General features: G+C 45.3%; 14 protein-coding genes. 5 read left to right on the top strand and 9 right to left on the bottom strand.

The annotated features are described in order from the left end of the window. Positions 1–19: 19 nt before the first annotated feature. The 8 genes from yacG to nadC form a co-directional block, all read right to left on the bottom strand. Positions 20–217: a DNA gyrase inhibitor YacG gene (gene yacG, locus AB4375_RS00745; RefSeq protein WP_010435916.1), complete on the bottom strand. Its 198-nt coding sequence runs from the start codon at positions 215–217 to the stop codon at positions 20–22. An 81-nt stretch (positions 218–298) separates the two neighbouring features. Further along, complete coding sequence (gene zapD / locus AB4375_RS00740) at positions 299–1,039, bottom strand: cell division protein ZapD (RefSeq protein WP_017068873.1); 741 nt, start codon at positions 1,037–1,039, stop codon at positions 299–301. A gap of 26 nt (positions 1,040–1,065) precedes the next feature. After that, positions 1,066–1,680, bottom strand: a complete 615-nt coding sequence (gene coaE, locus AB4375_RS00735; RefSeq protein WP_372050868.1) for a dephospho-CoA kinase — start codon at positions 1,678–1,680, stop codon at positions 1,066–1,068. A gap of 2 nt (positions 1,681–1,682) precedes the next feature. Beyond that, the gene (locus tag AB4375_RS00730; RefSeq protein ID WP_372050867.1) at positions 1,683–2,552 is read right to left on the bottom strand and encodes an A24 family peptidase; all 870 of its coding nucleotides are present in this window, start codon (positions 2,550–2,552) and stop codon (positions 1,683–1,685) included. Between the two features lie 66 nt (positions 2,553–2,618). Further along, positions 2,619–3,848 (bottom strand): type II secretion system F family protein, encoded by a 1,230-nt coding sequence (locus AB4375_RS00725; RefSeq protein WP_136977806.1) that lies wholly within the window; start codon positions 3,846–3,848, stop codon positions 2,619–2,621. 15 nt (positions 3,849–3,863) lie between these two features. Next, positions 3,864–5,549, bottom strand: coding sequence for a type IV-A pilus assembly ATPase PilB (gene pilB / locus AB4375_RS00720; protein WP_372050866.1), 1,686 nt, complete (start codon positions 5,547–5,549; stop codon positions 3,864–3,866). 6 nt (positions 5,550–5,555) lie between these two features. After that, positions 5,556–6,011: a pilin gene (locus tag AB4375_RS00715; protein WP_017071017.1), complete on the bottom strand. Its 456-nt coding sequence runs from the start codon at positions 6,009–6,011 to the stop codon at positions 5,556–5,558. 255 nt (positions 6,012–6,266) lie between these two features. Beyond that, complete coding sequence (gene nadC, locus AB4375_RS00710; protein WP_372050865.1) at positions 6,267–7,157, bottom strand: carboxylating nicotinate-nucleotide diphosphorylase; 891 nt, start codon at positions 7,155–7,157, stop codon at positions 6,267–6,269. 83 nt (positions 7,158–7,240) lie between these two features. Here nadC and ampD point away from each other — a divergent pair, with 83 nt between their 5' ends. The 5 genes from ampD to lpdA all read left to right on the top strand — a co-directional run bounded on the left by ampD (position 7,241) and on the right by lpdA (position 15,442). Next, on the top strand, positions 7,241–7,840 hold the full coding sequence (gene ampD, locus AB4375_RS00705; RefSeq protein ID WP_017059444.1) for a 1,6-anhydro-N-acetylmuramyl-L-alanine amidase AmpD: 600 nt from the start codon (positions 7,241–7,243) through the stop codon (positions 7,838–7,840). Between the two features lie 483 nt (positions 7,841–8,323). Next, positions 8,324–9,085, top strand: coding sequence for a pyruvate dehydrogenase complex transcriptional repressor PdhR (gene pdhR / locus AB4375_RS00700; RefSeq protein WP_136973772.1), 762 nt, complete (start codon positions 8,324–8,326; stop codon positions 9,083–9,085). Positions 9,086–9,147: 62 nt separating this feature from the next. Next, positions 9,148–11,811 carry a pyruvate dehydrogenase (acetyl-transferring), homodimeric type gene (gene aceE / locus AB4375_RS00695; RefSeq protein ID WP_136981622.1) on the top strand — a complete coding sequence of 888 codons (2,664 nt, stop codon included), beginning with the start codon at positions 9,148–9,150 and terminating at the stop codon, positions 11,809–11,811. A gap of 30 nt (positions 11,812–11,841) precedes the next feature. Beyond that, entirely contained in the window at positions 11,842–13,770 is a 1,929-nt protein-coding gene (gene aceF / locus AB4375_RS00690; RefSeq protein ID WP_372050864.1) for a pyruvate dehydrogenase complex dihydrolipoyllysine-residue acetyltransferase, read from the top strand. A 241-nt stretch (positions 13,771–14,011) separates the two neighbouring features. Beyond that, a complete protein-coding gene (gene lpdA / locus AB4375_RS00685; RefSeq protein ID WP_372050863.1) occupies positions 14,012–15,442 on the top strand; it encodes a dihydrolipoyl dehydrogenase in 1,431 nt (476 codons plus the stop codon). Positions 15,443–15,460: 18 nt separating this feature from the next. Here the strand turns inward: lpdA and AB4375_RS00680 are convergent. After that, positions 15,461–15,646, bottom strand: a 186-nt coding sequence (locus AB4375_RS00680; RefSeq protein WP_372050862.1) for a hypothetical protein, incomplete at its 5' end; no start/stop codon positions are given.

Genomic DNA, 15,646 nt, shown 5'->3' with positions numbered 1-15,646 from the left:
CTCGCTACTCGCTACTCGCTTAGTACGGATCTTCCGACCAACCATCGCTATCTGACATATCTGGTGCGCCAGCGATGCTGTTCTCTTCGTCTGCCCATTCACCGAAATCAATCATCTGACATTGCTTGCTGCAAAACGGGCGGTGCGGGCTTTGTTCGCCCCATTCAACGTCAGCATTACATTGAGGGCATTTAACGATGGTGATTTTCTTCGACATAGTGATTCTTAATTTGAAGGTGTAATAATAGTGAGTTTAGGCTCGAGTGAGGGCTCAAGCCAAACTATAAAAGGAAATTAATTAGGTGCAGATTGCCAATTCAAATTCGATGTCTTGAGTACAGGCTTGCCCAGTTTCAAAGCTCATGAACTTAACAGCAAAGCGGTTCTTGTGACCGGAGATCATCGGGTAGGCACCGTATTGCATCGGAATAGAAAGACGAAGGATATTCGCTTCATCGGCATCGCTCTGGAAGAAGCCAGCACGAGCGATTTTCTCTTTGAAGTGCCCCGTCTCTCTGGTGAGCTTCAACCACAGTGTTAGCGCTTCATACAGAGGCTGTAAGCTGTCCATCCAAGCTTTAGCATCTCGCATTCTCTTATCAAGAGGAAGGTGCAGCCAATAATGCAGTGCCGGTAAATCAAAGCAGCATGAGCCACCTGGAAGATTAAAGCGCTGGCGAATCGCACTCAGGAAGCGGTCTTCTTTAAGTGATTGGCCAAAACGTTCTGCCTGCATCAGATCACGATAGATGTTACCAATGTCATTAAGTAGTGATGTCAGCATCTCTTGATCGACACCTTCAACATCCAACCAGCTTTTGTAGGTTACACGTTGCTTCTCAATATCTTTTGCGAGTTCGCTCTTGAGTTGGATCTGTTCGAAGATTTCAATCAGATCAAAGATGGAACGGAAAAAGAGTTGATACTGTTGAGCATCGGAAAATGTAGAAGACAAGTGTAGCTGCCTCAAGAGCGACTCAACTCTTAAGTAGATTCTTGTTTTCTCATTTAGAGGATGTTCAAATTTATGGGTGATCATCAAGCAAACCTTCATTCAACATAGTTCTATTCTGACCCATCTACTGTACTGATTGCCAGATACTTTTGATGTAAATCTGTGATTTGAGGCAAAAGTTCTTGGTTTTTAGTATGGTTTTTAATCACGTCATCTGCAACCGCTAAGCGCTGTTCTCTTGAAGCTTGTGATTTTAAAATTGCGGCAACCTGTTCCTTCGAAACATTGTCACGACTCATTGTGCGTTCTATTTGCACTTCTGTAGGCACATCAACGATTAAAACGCGATCGGCCATGCCTTGCATTTGGTTTTCCACCAATAGCGGTGCAACTAATAAACCATACGGGGATGTGATTTTAGACAGGTCACTGTCAATTTTGTCACGGATCATGGGATGAAGAAGATCATTGAGCCACTGCTTTTCTTTAGGATCTGAGAAGATCAGCTCACGCAGCCTACTTCGGTTGAGTGTTCCATCGTCAAGCAAGATAGACTCACCAAAGTGTTCTGTAATCTGTTTTAAGCCGACACTGCCCAGCGCAACCACTTCACGTGCCACGATATCAGCATCGACAATATCAATATTGAAATGCTGATTGAATAGGTTGGCTACCGTGGTTTTGCCACTGGCGATACCACCACTTAATCCGATAATGATTGCCATGATTAAATCCCTAGCACAGAAGTGAAATACCAACCCATGATGTCATTGCCCCACAATAGGCTTACCCAACCAGCTATCGCGAGGTAAGGACCAAATGGGAAGGCTTTATCGATGCCTTGCTGTTTCAGGCGAAGTTGAATCAAACCAAACACAAGGCCGACCAGCGAAGATAAAAGGATGATCATCGGTAGGTGTTGCCAACCAAGCCATGCACCAAGTGCAGCTAGGAGTTTGAAGTCACCGTAACCCATGCCTTCTTTACCTGTTAGCAGTTTGAACAACCAATAAACAGACCATAAAGCGAGGTAACCAGCCATTGCGCCAACCACGGAATCTTGCAGCGATACTGGGCCGATATTAAACAGTGCTAATGCGATACCGGACCATACCAAAGGCAAGGTGATTTGATCAGGCAACAACATGGTATCGAGATCGATAAAGGTCGCGGTAATCAGTGCGAAGGTGAAAAAAATCAAAGCAATGGCGTAGTAACTGAAACCAAAGTGGCTAGCAACCATTGTGCAAAGTATTGCGGTAAGCAGTTCGACCAAAGGGTAGCGAGCACTGATTGGATTAGCACAGCTATGGCACTTACCCTTTAAGAACAACCAGCTTAACACTGGGATATTGTCGACGATTCTTAATTGGGTTTTGCACTTCGGGCAGGTAGAGCGAGGAATGCTGAGGTTGAACTTTCCCTCTGGCGCTGGAATTTTATATTGAGAGAAATATTCCGAGCACTCTTGTTGCCATTCACGTTCCATCATAATTGGCAAACGGTGTATGACTACGTTGAGGAAGCTGCCGATAAGAAGGCTAAAAATGAAAGCTAATACGGGGAATAGCCAAGGATAGTAGTGAAATACTTCCATAGTGTCCTTTACCACTTAATCAAGGTGAGCAGAGATTGTTGCTCATGGGTGTTTAGTTGCTTTTAACTATCCTAACACACTCATAAGATTAAAGATCGGTAAGTACATCGCAACCACAAGCCCGCCAACAACTGTCCCTAAAAATACGATGATCAGTGGCTCTAGAATCTTGCCTAAATTGTCGACGGTGTTGTCGACTTCAAACTCGTAAATGGAGGCTACTTTATTGAGCATATCATCAAGGTTTCCTGACTCTTCACCGATCATCACCATCTGTAACACCATTTCAGGAAAGGCGTTGGTATTGCGCATTGCGATATACATTGGCATGCCAGCAGCCGTTTCTCGGTGAACCTCAATGATGGCCGATTCATAATGCAGGTTGCCTGCGGTTTTGGCTGTGGTTTTAAGGCTCATTAAAATCGGAATGCCAGAACTAAAGCTAGTTGATAAGGTTCGGCTGAATTTGGCTATTGAGGCTTTCGCTAATACGCCACCGAGAACAGGGAAACGCAATCCTAGCCGACTGACAGACAGTCTGAACGAGTGGGAGCGCTGGCATAGTTGGTAAATAATCAGAACAACAAGCCCGATGCCTACAGCCGTATAAAAACTGTAAGCCTGCATCCAATGAGAAAGATGAAGAACTTGTTGAGTAAACCAAGGGAGATCGGCACCAAAGCCTGAAAACATAGATTCAAATTCGGGGATTACCATGGTTAGCATTAGGTAGGAGACAGTTAGTGCAACAATGACCACCATCGCTGGGTAGATCAGTGCTTTTATAACCTTAGACTTTAACTGTTCACTCTTTTCTCGATAAGTTGCCAAGCGTTCGAATACTTGCGCTAGATTACCGGAAAGTTCGCCCGTCGCGACTAAGTCGGTGTAGAGATCATCAAAGTGACGGCTTGCGGTTCGCATCGCTTTTGAGATCGGAGTTCCGGCTTCTACACCTTTGCAGATGTGCGATAAAATTGATTTCATTTCTGCTTTACGGTGATTGTCTGATACCAACTTTATCGCTTGTACGATAGGCACACCAGTAGCCAACATGGTAGCCAGTTGGCGAGTTAAAATTGTGATGTCTTTGGCTTTGACGCGATGTGTTAAACGAGTGACGGCTGAAATACTTTTCTTTTTGATTTTCTTAATTTGAATATGTTGTTCTTTGAGCTTTTCTCGCACTTCTAATTCGGTAAGCGCTAAGGTTTGTCCTGACACTTTCTTGCCTGAGCTGTTAATACCTTTCCAGTGATAGCTTTTTAATTGTGATTGTTTGGACTTGCTACTCATTGGTGCTCCATTGGGTTATATGTACAGAACACGTTGCAGCTCTTGATAGCTGGTGGTGCCTTCAAGCAATTTATCTAGCCCCGACTCTTGCAGAGTTCTCATGCCTTCTCGACGCGCAAGGTCTTCAATTGCTAGCGCATTGGGTTTATTGATAAGGCTGCTTTTGAGTTTGTCGGTAAAAGGCATCACTTCATAGATACCGACTCGACCTGAATACCCTTGATTACACTCATTACACCCTCGAGGGTTGGCTTTATAGATGGTTCGACTGTTAGGAATCGAGTGACGCAGAAAGATGTCCGGAGAGTCGTCATTTTCTTTGCAATGGTTGCATAACCGCCTTGCCAGTCGCTGAGCGATAATTAAGCTTAACGAGGACGCTAAGTTAAATGGTTCAATACCCATGTGGGCGAGCCGAGTGACGGTTTCCGCTGCAGAGTTAGTATGAAGAGTTGAAAGCACTAAGTGACCCGTTTGCGATGCTTTGATAGCGATCTCTGCAGTTTCTAAATCTCGGATCTCACCGACCATCACCACATCGGGATCTTGTCGTAAAAACGATCTCAGTGCTTCAGCGAATCCGAAACCGATCTTTGGCGTGACCTGTACTTGATTGATACCACACAGGTTAATCTCCACTGGGTCTTCAGCTGTAGAAATATTGCGTTCAGTGGTATTCAGTACTCGAAGGCCTGTGTATAGGGAGACGGTTTTTCCGCTGCCGGTTGGCCCTGTCATCAAGATCATACCTTGTGGGCGTTTAAGGGCATTAAGATAGAGGGCTTTTTGATCTTCGCTGTAACCTAACTTATCGATATCGAGATTGGCAGCGCTGCTGTCTAAAAGACGAAGAACGATCTTTTCTCCCCATAATGTTGGCAGCGTCGATACACGCATATCAATCGCCAGTTCGTCATTTAAGCGTAGTTTGATACGACCATCTTGAGGCAAACGACGCTCGGCGATATCAAGCTTGGCGAGGATCTTCAAGCGAGCAGATAACCGGCGACTTAAATGAGAGGCGGGTTGCTGAATCTCGACAAGGATGCCATCGCAACGCAGGCGCACGCGATAGTGCTCTTCATAAGGTTCAAAATGAATATCTGATGCACCTTTGCGTACCGCATCGACCAATATCTGATTGATAAATCTGCTGACAGGGGAATCGTCTTGACTGAGATCTTCTATCGACGCTATCTCGTCGTCAGACACCTCAACGAGATTGGCGAGTTCATCTTGAGTGATTTCTTTGCGGTTAGAATCTTGTCCGGAAATGGAGCGGCCATACAGCTTGCGTATTGCGCCTTCTAATTCGGAGTAGTTGGCGACAACCAATTCAATCTGTAATCCGGTGGCAAATCGAAAGTCATCTTCCGCTTGCAAGTCGGTAGGGTCAGCAGAGGCGAGCGTGAGAGTCGAGCTAGAGACTGAAATCGGGATAGCACGATACTTGGTTATCAGTTCACGAAGCCCTAATTGGTCACATAAGATTTCATAATCAACATTGGCAAGTTGTACTAACGGTAAGCCGAAGATGGTTTTAATGTTGTTTGCTAAGGAATCGCCGCTGAAGAAATCGAGAACGAGTAAAGCTTCAGGTGTCGAAATACCTGAAGCTTGTACATGTTCCGCAACTGCTTGTTCTTGAGTCAGGCTAAGCAAACCAGCCTGACGGAGAACAGTTGGGAGGTTGGTGAGCATTGAATATTATAACTTACAGTTTTTTGGTAATAGTGCGTCCTCGACACCATCTGTTGCATCGCTATCACATTCCCATTCGCCATCCCCTGAGCGGCTTAATACAAAAACTTTATCATGTAAAATGGTACTAACTCCGGAGCTTGCGAATGTAAATACGATGGTGCCAACACCAGCTGATGCGTCAGGATCAAATGTAATCGCTCCAACTGGTATCTTTGATGGGACACCTAGCTCATCAGTTAAGCTATTAGCAGGAAAAGCCCCGTTTTCCGCGGCATAAGCCTCTACATTAGTTTTTATACCTGTCATTGTAGCAAGAGCTGAAGCAACTTCTGCTTTGGCTACATATTTTTGATATTGAGGAATGGCAATCGCAGACAATACGCCAATTACAGCCACAACAATCATCAATTCAATCAGCGTAAAGCCTTTCTGATTTGTTCTTTTACTTTTGTTATTCATTGTTCTATTCCATTGTTTAGTTTGTTTCAGTGCAGGCACTGGTTGATGGAAAGAATAGAAGTTGATATGGGGTTGTGGAATGGTGTTCAGGTGTGGTCGCGAGTGGTTTGGTATTTATTGGTGTGGTGTTTCATATAGCGCGCAAATTTATGCGATCGACTTAAATAACGGTTTGAAATACTGATAATTAAGGCAATAAAAAAGGCACTGTTATTAACAGTGCCTTCAGCGATAACTTATTTATTATTCAGTCAATTACGCTTTGAATCTCATTGATAGATCCATTGCTTTCAGGTGCTTAGTTAATGCGCCTACCGAGATGTAATCAACGCCTGTTTCAGCGAACTCAGCAATGGTATCTAGAGTCACGTTGCCAGAGTTTTCTAGTGCTGCACGTCCTGCGTTGATTTTCACAGCTTCGCGCATCATGTCTGTGGTGAAGTTATCTAGCATGATGATGTCTGCGCCAGCGCTGATCGCTTGCTCTAGCTCTTCTAGGCTCTCAGTTTCCACTTCTACAGGCTTACCCGGGTTTAGCTCTTTTGCTGTTGAAATAGCTTTCTCAATACCACCACAAGCGATGATGTGGTTTTCTTTGATTAGGTAAGCATCGAAAACCCCAATACGGTGGTTGAAACCGCCGCCACAAGCGACTGCGTATTTTAGTGCGCTGCGCAGGCCAGGAATCGTTTTACGTGTATCTAACAAGCGGCATTCGGTGTGTTTGATTTTGTCTGCGTAGATAGCTGTAGTAGTCGCACAGCCAGATAGCGTTTGAATGAAGTTCATTGCGTTACGCTCACCCGTTAATAGCGCGCGTGCTGGGCCAGTTAGCGTGCAAAGCGTTTGGTTTGGTACAACCTTGTCGCCATCTTCTACGTTCCACTCGATAGTCACTTCACCGCCCAGTTGCTTAAACACTTCATCAGCCCAAGCTTTACCACAGAATACGCCGTGCTCACGGGTAATGATGGTTGCACTGTTGACTGCGTCTGCAGGGATTAGACTTGCCGTAATATCAGCCGCTGGATCTAAAGTTCCACCTAGATCTTCTTTGATGGTCTCAGCGACTGCACGAGTGATCTCTAGAGGCAGTTGCTCTTTTAAGTAGTCAAGGCGTTGGTGGCTGTTATGTGTGTTTTTCATCGCAAATCTAATCTTGAAAGGGAGTGGGAATGGAATGATACTCTTGCTTAACTTCAAATTAAAGAGGCTAGCGCGACTGCTCTATGGGCAAGGTCACATCTTATTGTGCTAGCAGAAAAGAAAGTGAGACCAAGATGACGATCAGCTCCAACGGATGGTACGACAACGCTCGGCATGTTCCTTCTCCGTATTTTGATGCTCGACCGAGTGCCGACGATATTTCTCTGCTGGTGGTTCACAACATTAGCTTGCCTCCGGGTCAATTTGGTGGGCCTTACATAGAACTGTTTTTTACGGGCAAACTCGACCCGAAGGAACACCCGTTTTTTAAGGTGATTCACCAAATGGGCGTGTCGGCGCACTGTTTGATTCGTCGCGATGGGGAAGTGGTGCAGTTCGTTTCTTTCTTAGACCGAGCTTGGCATGCTGGCCAGTCGAGTTTTGCAGGGCGTGAAAGGTGCAATGATTACTCTATTGGTATTGAACTGGAAGGTAGTGACTTTGTAGCTTATAGCGAGCAGCAGTATCAAGCGCTTAGCCAATTAACAGAAACGCTCGTATCGACGTTTCCTCAAATCACCAGTGAGCGTATCACTGGCCATCAATATATAGCGCCTTTGCGTAAAACTGACCCTGGCTTGGTGTTTGATTGGCAGAAGTTTAAAAAAAATCTCAAAGCTTAAGCCTCAGTTTTTGACGATGGGCTTACCGCTGGTGGGCGTTGAATAGTCAACGCCTGGCATAATGACTTGTGAATTTTTGTTGTTGCGATGTAAAGAAAGTGGTGGAGAGAAGCGCATCAATAAATTGAGAGTGTGACGAACTTATCAAACACTCATTTATTAAAACTTATGAACAGAATTTCCACCCTAAATGTGCGCTTGGTTCGATTTTTAAACGAGTGACACTAATCTTTCTGAAACAATTCATTTTTATCCTGAAACTTTCTAGCAAGAACACTCCCCAAAAGTATTACCCCTGTAAATGGTAAGACCAATTTGGTTGCTGTTTTAAATTTCATTTGTTAAATCATGGTTAATTCACGCTGTATTCTATGATGCAGGTCAATTTTAGGCTGGACAGTGGCGTTTTAATTATGTTAATTTCTGCCCAACTTAAAATTGGTATTACCAATTGTCAGCGAAGAAAAAGAAGAACAACAAACTATGGCTTATCAAAGGATTCGTCAGCCAAAACTCTCCGATGTTATCGAACAAGAGTTAGAAAGGTTGATAGTGGAAGGAACACTGGCTCCAGGGCAGCAGCTGCCGCCTGAGCGCGAACTGGCGAAACAGTTCGATGTGTCTCGTCCTTCGATCCGAGAAGCGATACAACGTTTAGAAGCAAAACGCTTGCTTACTCGCCGTCAAGGTGGAGGTACGTTTGTTAGCGAAAATATCTGGAAAAGCTTTTCAGATCCTTTGCTTAATTTGTTGTCGTCCCATTCTGAAACCCAACTAGACTTGTTGGAATCGCGTCATGCGATGGAAGGGATTTCGGCTTACTTCGCGGCATTGCGTGGAACCGATGAAGACTTTGCTCGTATTCAAGCCTGCCAAGAAAAAATTCACGGCGCGCAAGAAAAGGGTGATATTGAAGCCGAATCTGCAGCGGTGATGGCTTTTCTTATTGCTTTAACAGAGGCAGCGCACAATGTGGTGTTATTGCACATTGTTCGTAGCTTGGCTCCGTTACTCGAACAAAACGTCTTAGAGAATTTAAAGCTGTTGCATCGTCGTAAAGACGTTGTGGAGAAAGTGAGTATACATCGAGCTAACATTGTAGATGCGATCGTTTCAGGACAGCCAGAACAGGCACGTGAAATGTCACACTCTCATTTAGCTTACATCGAAGAAACATTGATGGATTTGACCAAAGAAGAGTCGCGCCGCGAACGTTCTTTACGTCGAATTCAACAGGGTAAATAGCCGTAATACTTCGGCTATTTACGTGTTTAGTAGAATCCAACTAACAAAAAGGATAGATCGCCATGTCTGACATGAAGCATGACGTTGATGCTCTGGAAACTCAAGATTGGTTAGAAGCTCTTGAGTCAGTAGTACGTGAAGAAGGTGTAGAACGTGCACAGTTTTTACTAGAACAAGTTCTAGATAAAGCGCGTTTAGATGGTGTTGATATGGCTACAGGCATCAACACAAACTACATCAACACAATTCCAGCAGCACAAGAGCCAGCTTACCCTGGTGACGTAACTCTTGAGCGTCGTATTCGTTCGATTATTCGCTGGAACGCAATCATGATCGTATTGCGTGCTTCTAAGAAAGACCTAGACCTTGGTGGTCACATGGCTTCTTACCAGTCAGCAGCAGCGTTCTACGAAGTATGTTTCAACCACTTCTTCCGTGCTCCAAACGAGACAGACGGTGGCGATCTAGTTTACTACCAAGGTCACATCTCTCCAGGTATCTACTCTCGTGCATTCGTTGAAGGTCGTCTAACTGAAGAACAGCTAGATAACTTCCGTCAAGAAGTTGATGGTAAAGGTATCCCTTCTTACCCGCACCCGAAACTGATGCCTGAGTTCTGGCAGTTCCCGACAGTATCTATGGGTCTTGGCCCTATCTCTGCTATCTACCAAGCGCGCTTCCTTAAGTACCTTGACGGCCGTGGCCTGAAAGAAACTTCAGCGCAACGCGTATACGCGTTCCTAGGTGACGGTGAGATGGATGAGCCAGAATCACGTGGTGCTATCTCTTTCGCTGCGCGTGAGAAGCTAGACAACCTATGTTTCCTAATCAACTGTAACCTACAGCGTCTAGACGGCCCTGTAATGGGTAACGGTAGCATCATCCAAGAACTTGAAGGCCTATTCAAAGGTGCAGGTTGGAACGTTGTTAAAGTTATCTGGGGTAGCAACTGGGATTCTCTACTAGCTAAAGACACTACTGGTAAGCTTCTTCAACTAATGAACGAAACTATCGATGGTGACTACCAAACATTCAAATCTAAAGATGGCGCATACGTACGTGAGCACTTCTTTGGTAAGTACCCAGAAACAGCTGCACTAGTTGCAGACATGACTGATGACGAAATCTTCGCTCTTAAGCGTGGTGGTCACGATTCTTCTAAACTGTTTGCTGCATTCAACAATGCTAAAGAGACAAACGGTAAGCCAACTGTAATCCTAGCTAAGACTGTTAAAGGTTACGGCATGGGTGATGCAGCTGAAGGTAAGAACATTGCACACGGTGTTAAGAAAATGGACATGACTCATGTTCAACACCTACGTGATCGCCTAGGCCTACAAGACATCCTTTCAGATGAGAAGATCGCTGAACTTCCTTACCTGAAATTGGAAGAAGGTACGCCTGAGTACGAATACATGCACGCTCGTCGTAACGCTCTACACGGTTACACACCTGCACGTCTTCCTAAGTTTACTCAAGAGTTCAAGGTTCCTGAGCTAGACGCATTCGCACCTCTACTAGGTGAACAGAAGCGTGATATCTCTACAACTATGGCTTATGTACGTACGCTAAACATCCTTCTTAAAGATAAGAACATTGGTAAGAACATCGTTCCTATCATCTGTGATGAAGCTCGTACATTCGGTATGGAAGGTCTATTCCGTCAGGTTGGTATCTACAACCCACACGGTCAAGAATACACACCTGAAGATAAAGGCATCGTTTCTTACTACAAAGAAGCAACATCTGGTCAAGTTCTTCAAGAAGGTATCAACGAGCTAGGTTCTATGGCTTCATGGGTTGCAGCGGCAACTTCATACAGCACGAACGACCTACCAATGATCCCGTTCTACATCTACTACTCTATGTTCGGTTTCCAACGTATTGGTGACATGGCATGGCTAGCAGGTGACCAACAAGCTCGCGGCTTCCTACTAGGTGCTACAGCTGGTCGTACAACACTGAACGGTGAAGGTCTACAGCACGAAGATGGTCACTCGCACATCCAAGCGAACACTATCCCGAACTGTATCTCTTACGACCCAACGTTTGCTTACGAGCTAGCGGTAATCATGCAAGACGGTATCCGTCGCATGTACGGCCCTGAGCAAGAGAACGTTTACTACTACCTAACAGTAATGAACGAGAACTACGCAATGCCAGCAATGCCAGAAGGCGCTGAAGAAGGCATCCGTAAGGGTATCTACAAGCTTGAATCTCACGCTGGTGCTAAGGGCAAAGTTCAACTAATGAGCTCTGGTACTATCATGAACGAAGCGCGTAAAGCGGCTGAAATTCTAAGCGAAGAGTACGGCGTAGCATCTGACGTATTCTCTGTAACGTCGTTCAACGAACTAACTCGTGACGGCCAAGCGGTAGAGCGTGACAACATGCTTCACCCAGAAGCTGAAGAGAAAGTACCGTACATCACAACTGTACTTGGTAAAGAACCTGCAATCGCAGTGACTGACTACATGAAGAACTACGCTGAGCAAGTACGTGCTTACATGCCAAGCGAGTCTTACAAAGTACTTGGTACTGATGGTTTCGGCCGTTCTGACAGCCGTGCAAACCTACGTCGTCACTTCGAAGTTAACGCTGGCTACATCGTAGTTGCAGCTCTAACTGAACTGGCTAAACGTGGTGATATCGAGAAATCTGTAGTTGTTGAAGCAATTGCTAAATTCGATATCGACACTGAAAAAACAAACCCACAATACGCTTAATACAGCGCTTAACTAGAAGGTAAATAAGCAATGGCAATCGAAATTAATGTACCTGACATCGGTGCGGATGAGGTTGAAGTTACTGAGATTCTTGTAAGCGTTGGCGACAAGGTTGAAGAAGAACAGTCTCTGATCACTGTTGAAGGCGACAAAGCTTCTATGGAAGTTCCAGCGTCTCAAGCAGGTATCGTTAAAGAAATCAAAGTAGCTGAAGGCGATTCAGTTTCTACTGGTTCTCTAATCATGATTTTCGAAGCCGAGGGTGCAGCTGAAGCTGCACCTGCTCCAGCAGCAGAGGCAGCTCCAGTAGCCGCTCCTGCAGCGGCAGCAGCGGCAGAGCTTAAAGAAGTTCACGTTCCAGATATCGGTGGCGACGAAGTAGAAGTTACTGAAATCATGGTTGCTATCGGTGATTCAGTAGAAGAAGAGCAATCTCTTCTAACTGTTGAAGGTGACAAGGCTTCAATGGAAGTTCCTGCACCATTCGCTGGTACAGTTAAAGAAATCAAGGTCGCTTCTGGTGACTCAGTTTCTACTGGTTCTCTAGTAATGGTATTCGAGGTTGCTGGTTCAGCACCTGCAGCAGCTCCTGCTCCAGCGGCGGCAGCACCAGTTGCAGCGGCTCCAACAGCATCCGGAGCGCCGGCCGCAGCTGAAAAAGAAGTAAACGTTCCAGACATCGGCGGTGACGAAGTTGAAGTTACTGAAGTAATGGTAGCGGTTGGCGATACAGTAGAAGAAGAGCAATCTCTAATTACTGTTGAAGGCGACAAAGCTTCAATGGAAGTTCCTGCACCATTCGCTGGTACAGTTAAAGAGATCAAGATTGCAGCTGGCGACAAAGTGTCAACTGGCTCTCTAATCATGACTTTCGTCGTGGCCGGCACTCCGGTTGAAGGCGCAGCTCCAGCTCCTGTTGCAGCACCTGCACAAGCAGCAGCTCCAGCGGCGGCACCTGCACCTAAAGCTGAAGCTCCAGCGGCAGCAGCAGCTCCTGCAGCTGCAGACGACTTCCAAGAAAACGGTGAGTACGCACATGCGTCTCCGGTTGTTCGTCGTCTAGCTCGTGAGTTCGGTGTAAACCTAGCGAAAGTTAAAGGTACTGGTCGTAAGAGCCGTGTACTAAAAGAAGACGTTCAGTCTTACGTTAAAGATGCACTTAAGCGTCTAGAGTCTGGTGCTGCGGCATCTGGCAAAGGCGGTGACGGCTCTGCTCTTGGTCTACTACCATGGCCAAAAGTTGACTTCAGCAAGTTCGGCGAAACTGAAGTTCAGAAGCTTTCTAAGATCAAGAAGATCTCTGGTGCAAACCTACACCGTAACTGGGTAATGATCCCTCACGTTACACAGTGGGACAACGCAGACATCACTGAGCTAGAAGCATTCCGTAAAGAGCAGAACGCAATCGAAGCTAAGAAAGACACTGGCATGAAGATCACTCCTCTTGTGTTCATCATGAAAGCTGTTGCTAAAGCGCTAGAAGCGTTCCCAGCGTTTAACTCTTCTCTTTCTGAAGATGGCGAAAGCATCATTCTTAAGAAGTACGTAAATGTGGGTATCGCTGTTGATACACCAAACGGTCTAGTTGTTCCTGTCTTCAAAGACGTGAACAAGAAAGGCATTTACGAGCTATCAGAAGAGCTAATGGCTGTTTCTAAGAAAGCACGTTCTGGTAAGCTAACAGCGGCAGACATGCAAGGCGGTTGTTTCACAATCTCTAGCCTTGGTGGCATCGGCGGTACTGCATTTACGCCAATCGTAAATGCTCCAGAAGTAGGTATCCTAGGTGTATCTAAGTCTGAAATTAAGCCAGTTTGGAATGGTAAAGAGTTCCAGCCACGTCTTCAGCTTCCACTATCTCTATCATACGACCACCGTGTGATCGATGGTGCTGAAGGTGCACGCTTCATTACTTTCCTAAACAGCGCACTATCTGACATTCGTCGTCTAGTACTGTAATTGAGAAAGTAATTATTAAGGTGGCTTTCGAGTCACCTTAATTCTTTATATAAAGACTATTTTTAGAGAACAGTTCCCGCTTTTCTCATAAAGCGAAAGGGAAGTGTTGTCTAGCTCACAGGCTAACTTAAAGCTACTTTCACACTGTTAACATCTCTGTAAAATGTTGGCTGTTTGAAAGCCCAATAATTTTAAGAACATCTACTCAGCCTGTTAGGGATAATGACTACAAGAGGTCACAATGAGCAAAGAAATTAAAGCCCAAGTTGTTGTACTTGGTTCAGGTCCTGCTGGTTACTCAGCTGCATTCCGTTGTGCGGATTTAGGTCTAGAAACAGTACTAGTTGAACGTTACAGCACTCTTGGTGGTGTATGTCTAAACGTTGGTTGTATTCCATCGAAAGCACTTCTTCACGTTTCTAAAGTAATCGAAGAAGCGAAAGCGATGGCAGAGCACGGCGTTGTATTCGGCGAGCCACAAACGGACATCAGCAAGATCCGTATCTGGAAAGAAAAAGTAGTAGACCAACTAACTGGCGGTCTTGGCGGTATGGCTAAGATGCGTAACGTAACAGTTGTTAACGGTTTCGGTAAGTTCACTGGTCCTAACAGCATCCTAGTTGAAGGCGAAGGTGAAGCAACAACAGTTAACTTCGATAACGCAATCATCGCTGCGGGTTCTCGCCCAATCAAACTTCCTTTCATTCCACATGAAGACCCACGTATTTGGGATTCTACGGATGCACTTGAGCTGAAAGAAGTTCCTGAAAAACTGCTTATCATGGGCGGTGGTATCATCGGTCTTGAAATGGGTACGGTTTACCACTCTCTAGGTTCTAAAGTAGACGTAGTTGAGATGTTCGACCAAGTTATCCCTGCTGCGGATAAAGACATCGTTAAAGTCTTCACTAAGCGTATCAAGAACAAGTTCAAGCTAATGCTTGAGACTAAAGTAACTGCAGTTGAAGCGAAAGAAGACGGTATCTACGTTTCAATGGAAGGCAAGAAAGCACCAGCTGAAGCTGAGCGCTACGATGCTGTTCTTGTTGCTATCGGTCGTGTTCCAAACGGTGCACTTATCGACGCTGAAAAAGCGGGTATCGAAGTTGATGAGCGTGGTTTCATCAATGTTGATAAGCAAATGCGTACTAACGTTCCTCACATCCACGCGATCGGTGATGTTGTTGGTCAACCAATGCTTGCTCACAAAGGTGTGCATGAAGGTCACGTAGCTGCTGAAGTTATCTCTGGTAAGAAGCACTACTTCGACCCTAAAGTAATCCCATCAATTGCGTACACTGAGCCAGAAGTTGCTTGGGTAGGTAAGACTGAGAAAGAAGCGAAAGCTGAAGGCATCAATTACGAAGTTGCTACTTTCCCTTGGGCTGCTTCTGGTCGTGCAATCGCTTCTGACTGTGCAGACGGCGTGACTAAGATGATCTTCGATAAAGATACTCATCGCGTAATCGGTGGTGCTGTTGTTGGTACTAACGGTGGTGAACTTCTTGGCGAAATCGGCCTAGCGATCGAAATGGGTTGTGATGCAGAAGATATCGCACTTACTATCCACGCTCACCCAACTCTACACGAGTCTGTTGGTCTAGCTGCGGAAGTATTCGAAGGTTCAATCACTGACCTTCCAAATAAGAAAGCAGTGAAAAAGAAGAAGTAATTCTCCTTTAGCCACTCGCTAATGTTTGAAAAACCGCTGATTGGTCAGCGGTTTTTTATGTCTGAAGAAAAGAGCAGTAACGTTCCACTCCGAGATGCGAGTACGCTGCGCTTCGGGATGCGAAGAGACATTCCATTCTATAAAAAAGGGTTGGCCCATTAGGCCAACCCTTAAATTATTTACTCGAATCTCGAATCTCGAATC

Origin of the sequence: Vibrio sp. 10N.261.51.C6 (assembly GCF_041471785.1) — a bacterium.
GTDB classification, from domain to species: Bacteria; Pseudomonadota; Gammaproteobacteria; order Enterobacterales; family Vibrionaceae; genus Vibrio; species Vibrio crassostreae_C.
This window is presented reverse-complemented; position numbering and strand designations above follow the sequence as displayed.

Excerpts from the sequence above, each read along its gene's own strand:
- yacG (WP_010435916.1), bottom strand. The coding sequence starts at position 217 with ATGTCGAAGAAAATCACCATCGTTAAATGCCCTCAATGTAATGCTGAC.
- nadC (WP_372050865.1), bottom strand. The coding sequence starts at position 7,157 with ATGAAAAACACACATAACAGCCACCAACGCCTTGACTACTTAAAAGAG.
- AB4375_RS00715 (WP_017071017.1), bottom strand. The coding sequence starts at position 6,011 with ATGAATAACAAAAGTAAAAGAACAAATCAGAAAGGCTTTACGCTGATT.
- coaE (WP_372050868.1), bottom strand. The coding sequence starts at position 1,680 with ATGGCAATCATTATCGGATTAAGTGGTGGTATCGCCAGTGGCAAAACC.
- pilB (WP_372050866.1), bottom strand. The coding sequence starts at position 5,549 with ATGCTCACCAACCTCCCAACTGTTCTCCGTCAGGCTGGTTTGCTTAGC.
- aceF (WP_372050864.1), top strand. The coding sequence starts at position 11,842 with ATGGCAATCGAAATTAATGTACCTGACATCGGTGCGGATGAGGTTGAA.
- lpdA (WP_372050863.1), top strand. The coding sequence starts at position 14,012 with ATGAGCAAAGAAATTAAAGCCCAAGTTGTTGTACTTGGTTCAGGTCCT.
- AB4375_RS00730 (WP_372050867.1), bottom strand. The coding sequence starts at position 2,552 with ATGGAAGTATTTCACTACTATCCTTGGCTATTCCCCGTATTAGCTTTC.
- AB4375_RS00725 (WP_136977806.1), bottom strand. The coding sequence starts at position 3,848 with ATGAGTAGCAAGTCCAAACAATCACAATTAAAAAGCTATCACTGGAAA.
- pdhR (WP_136973772.1), top strand. The coding sequence starts at position 8,324 with ATGGCTTATCAAAGGATTCGTCAGCCAAAACTCTCCGATGTTATCGAA.
- zapD (WP_017068873.1), bottom strand. The coding sequence starts at position 1,039 with ATGATCACCCATAAATTTGAACATCCTCTAAATGAGAAAACAAGAATC.
- aceE (WP_136981622.1), top strand. The coding sequence starts at position 9,148 with ATGTCTGACATGAAGCATGACGTTGATGCTCTGGAAACTCAAGATTGG.
- ampD (WP_017059444.1), top strand. The coding sequence starts at position 7,241 with ATGGGCAAGGTCACATCTTATTGTGCTAGCAGAAAAGAAAGTGAGACC.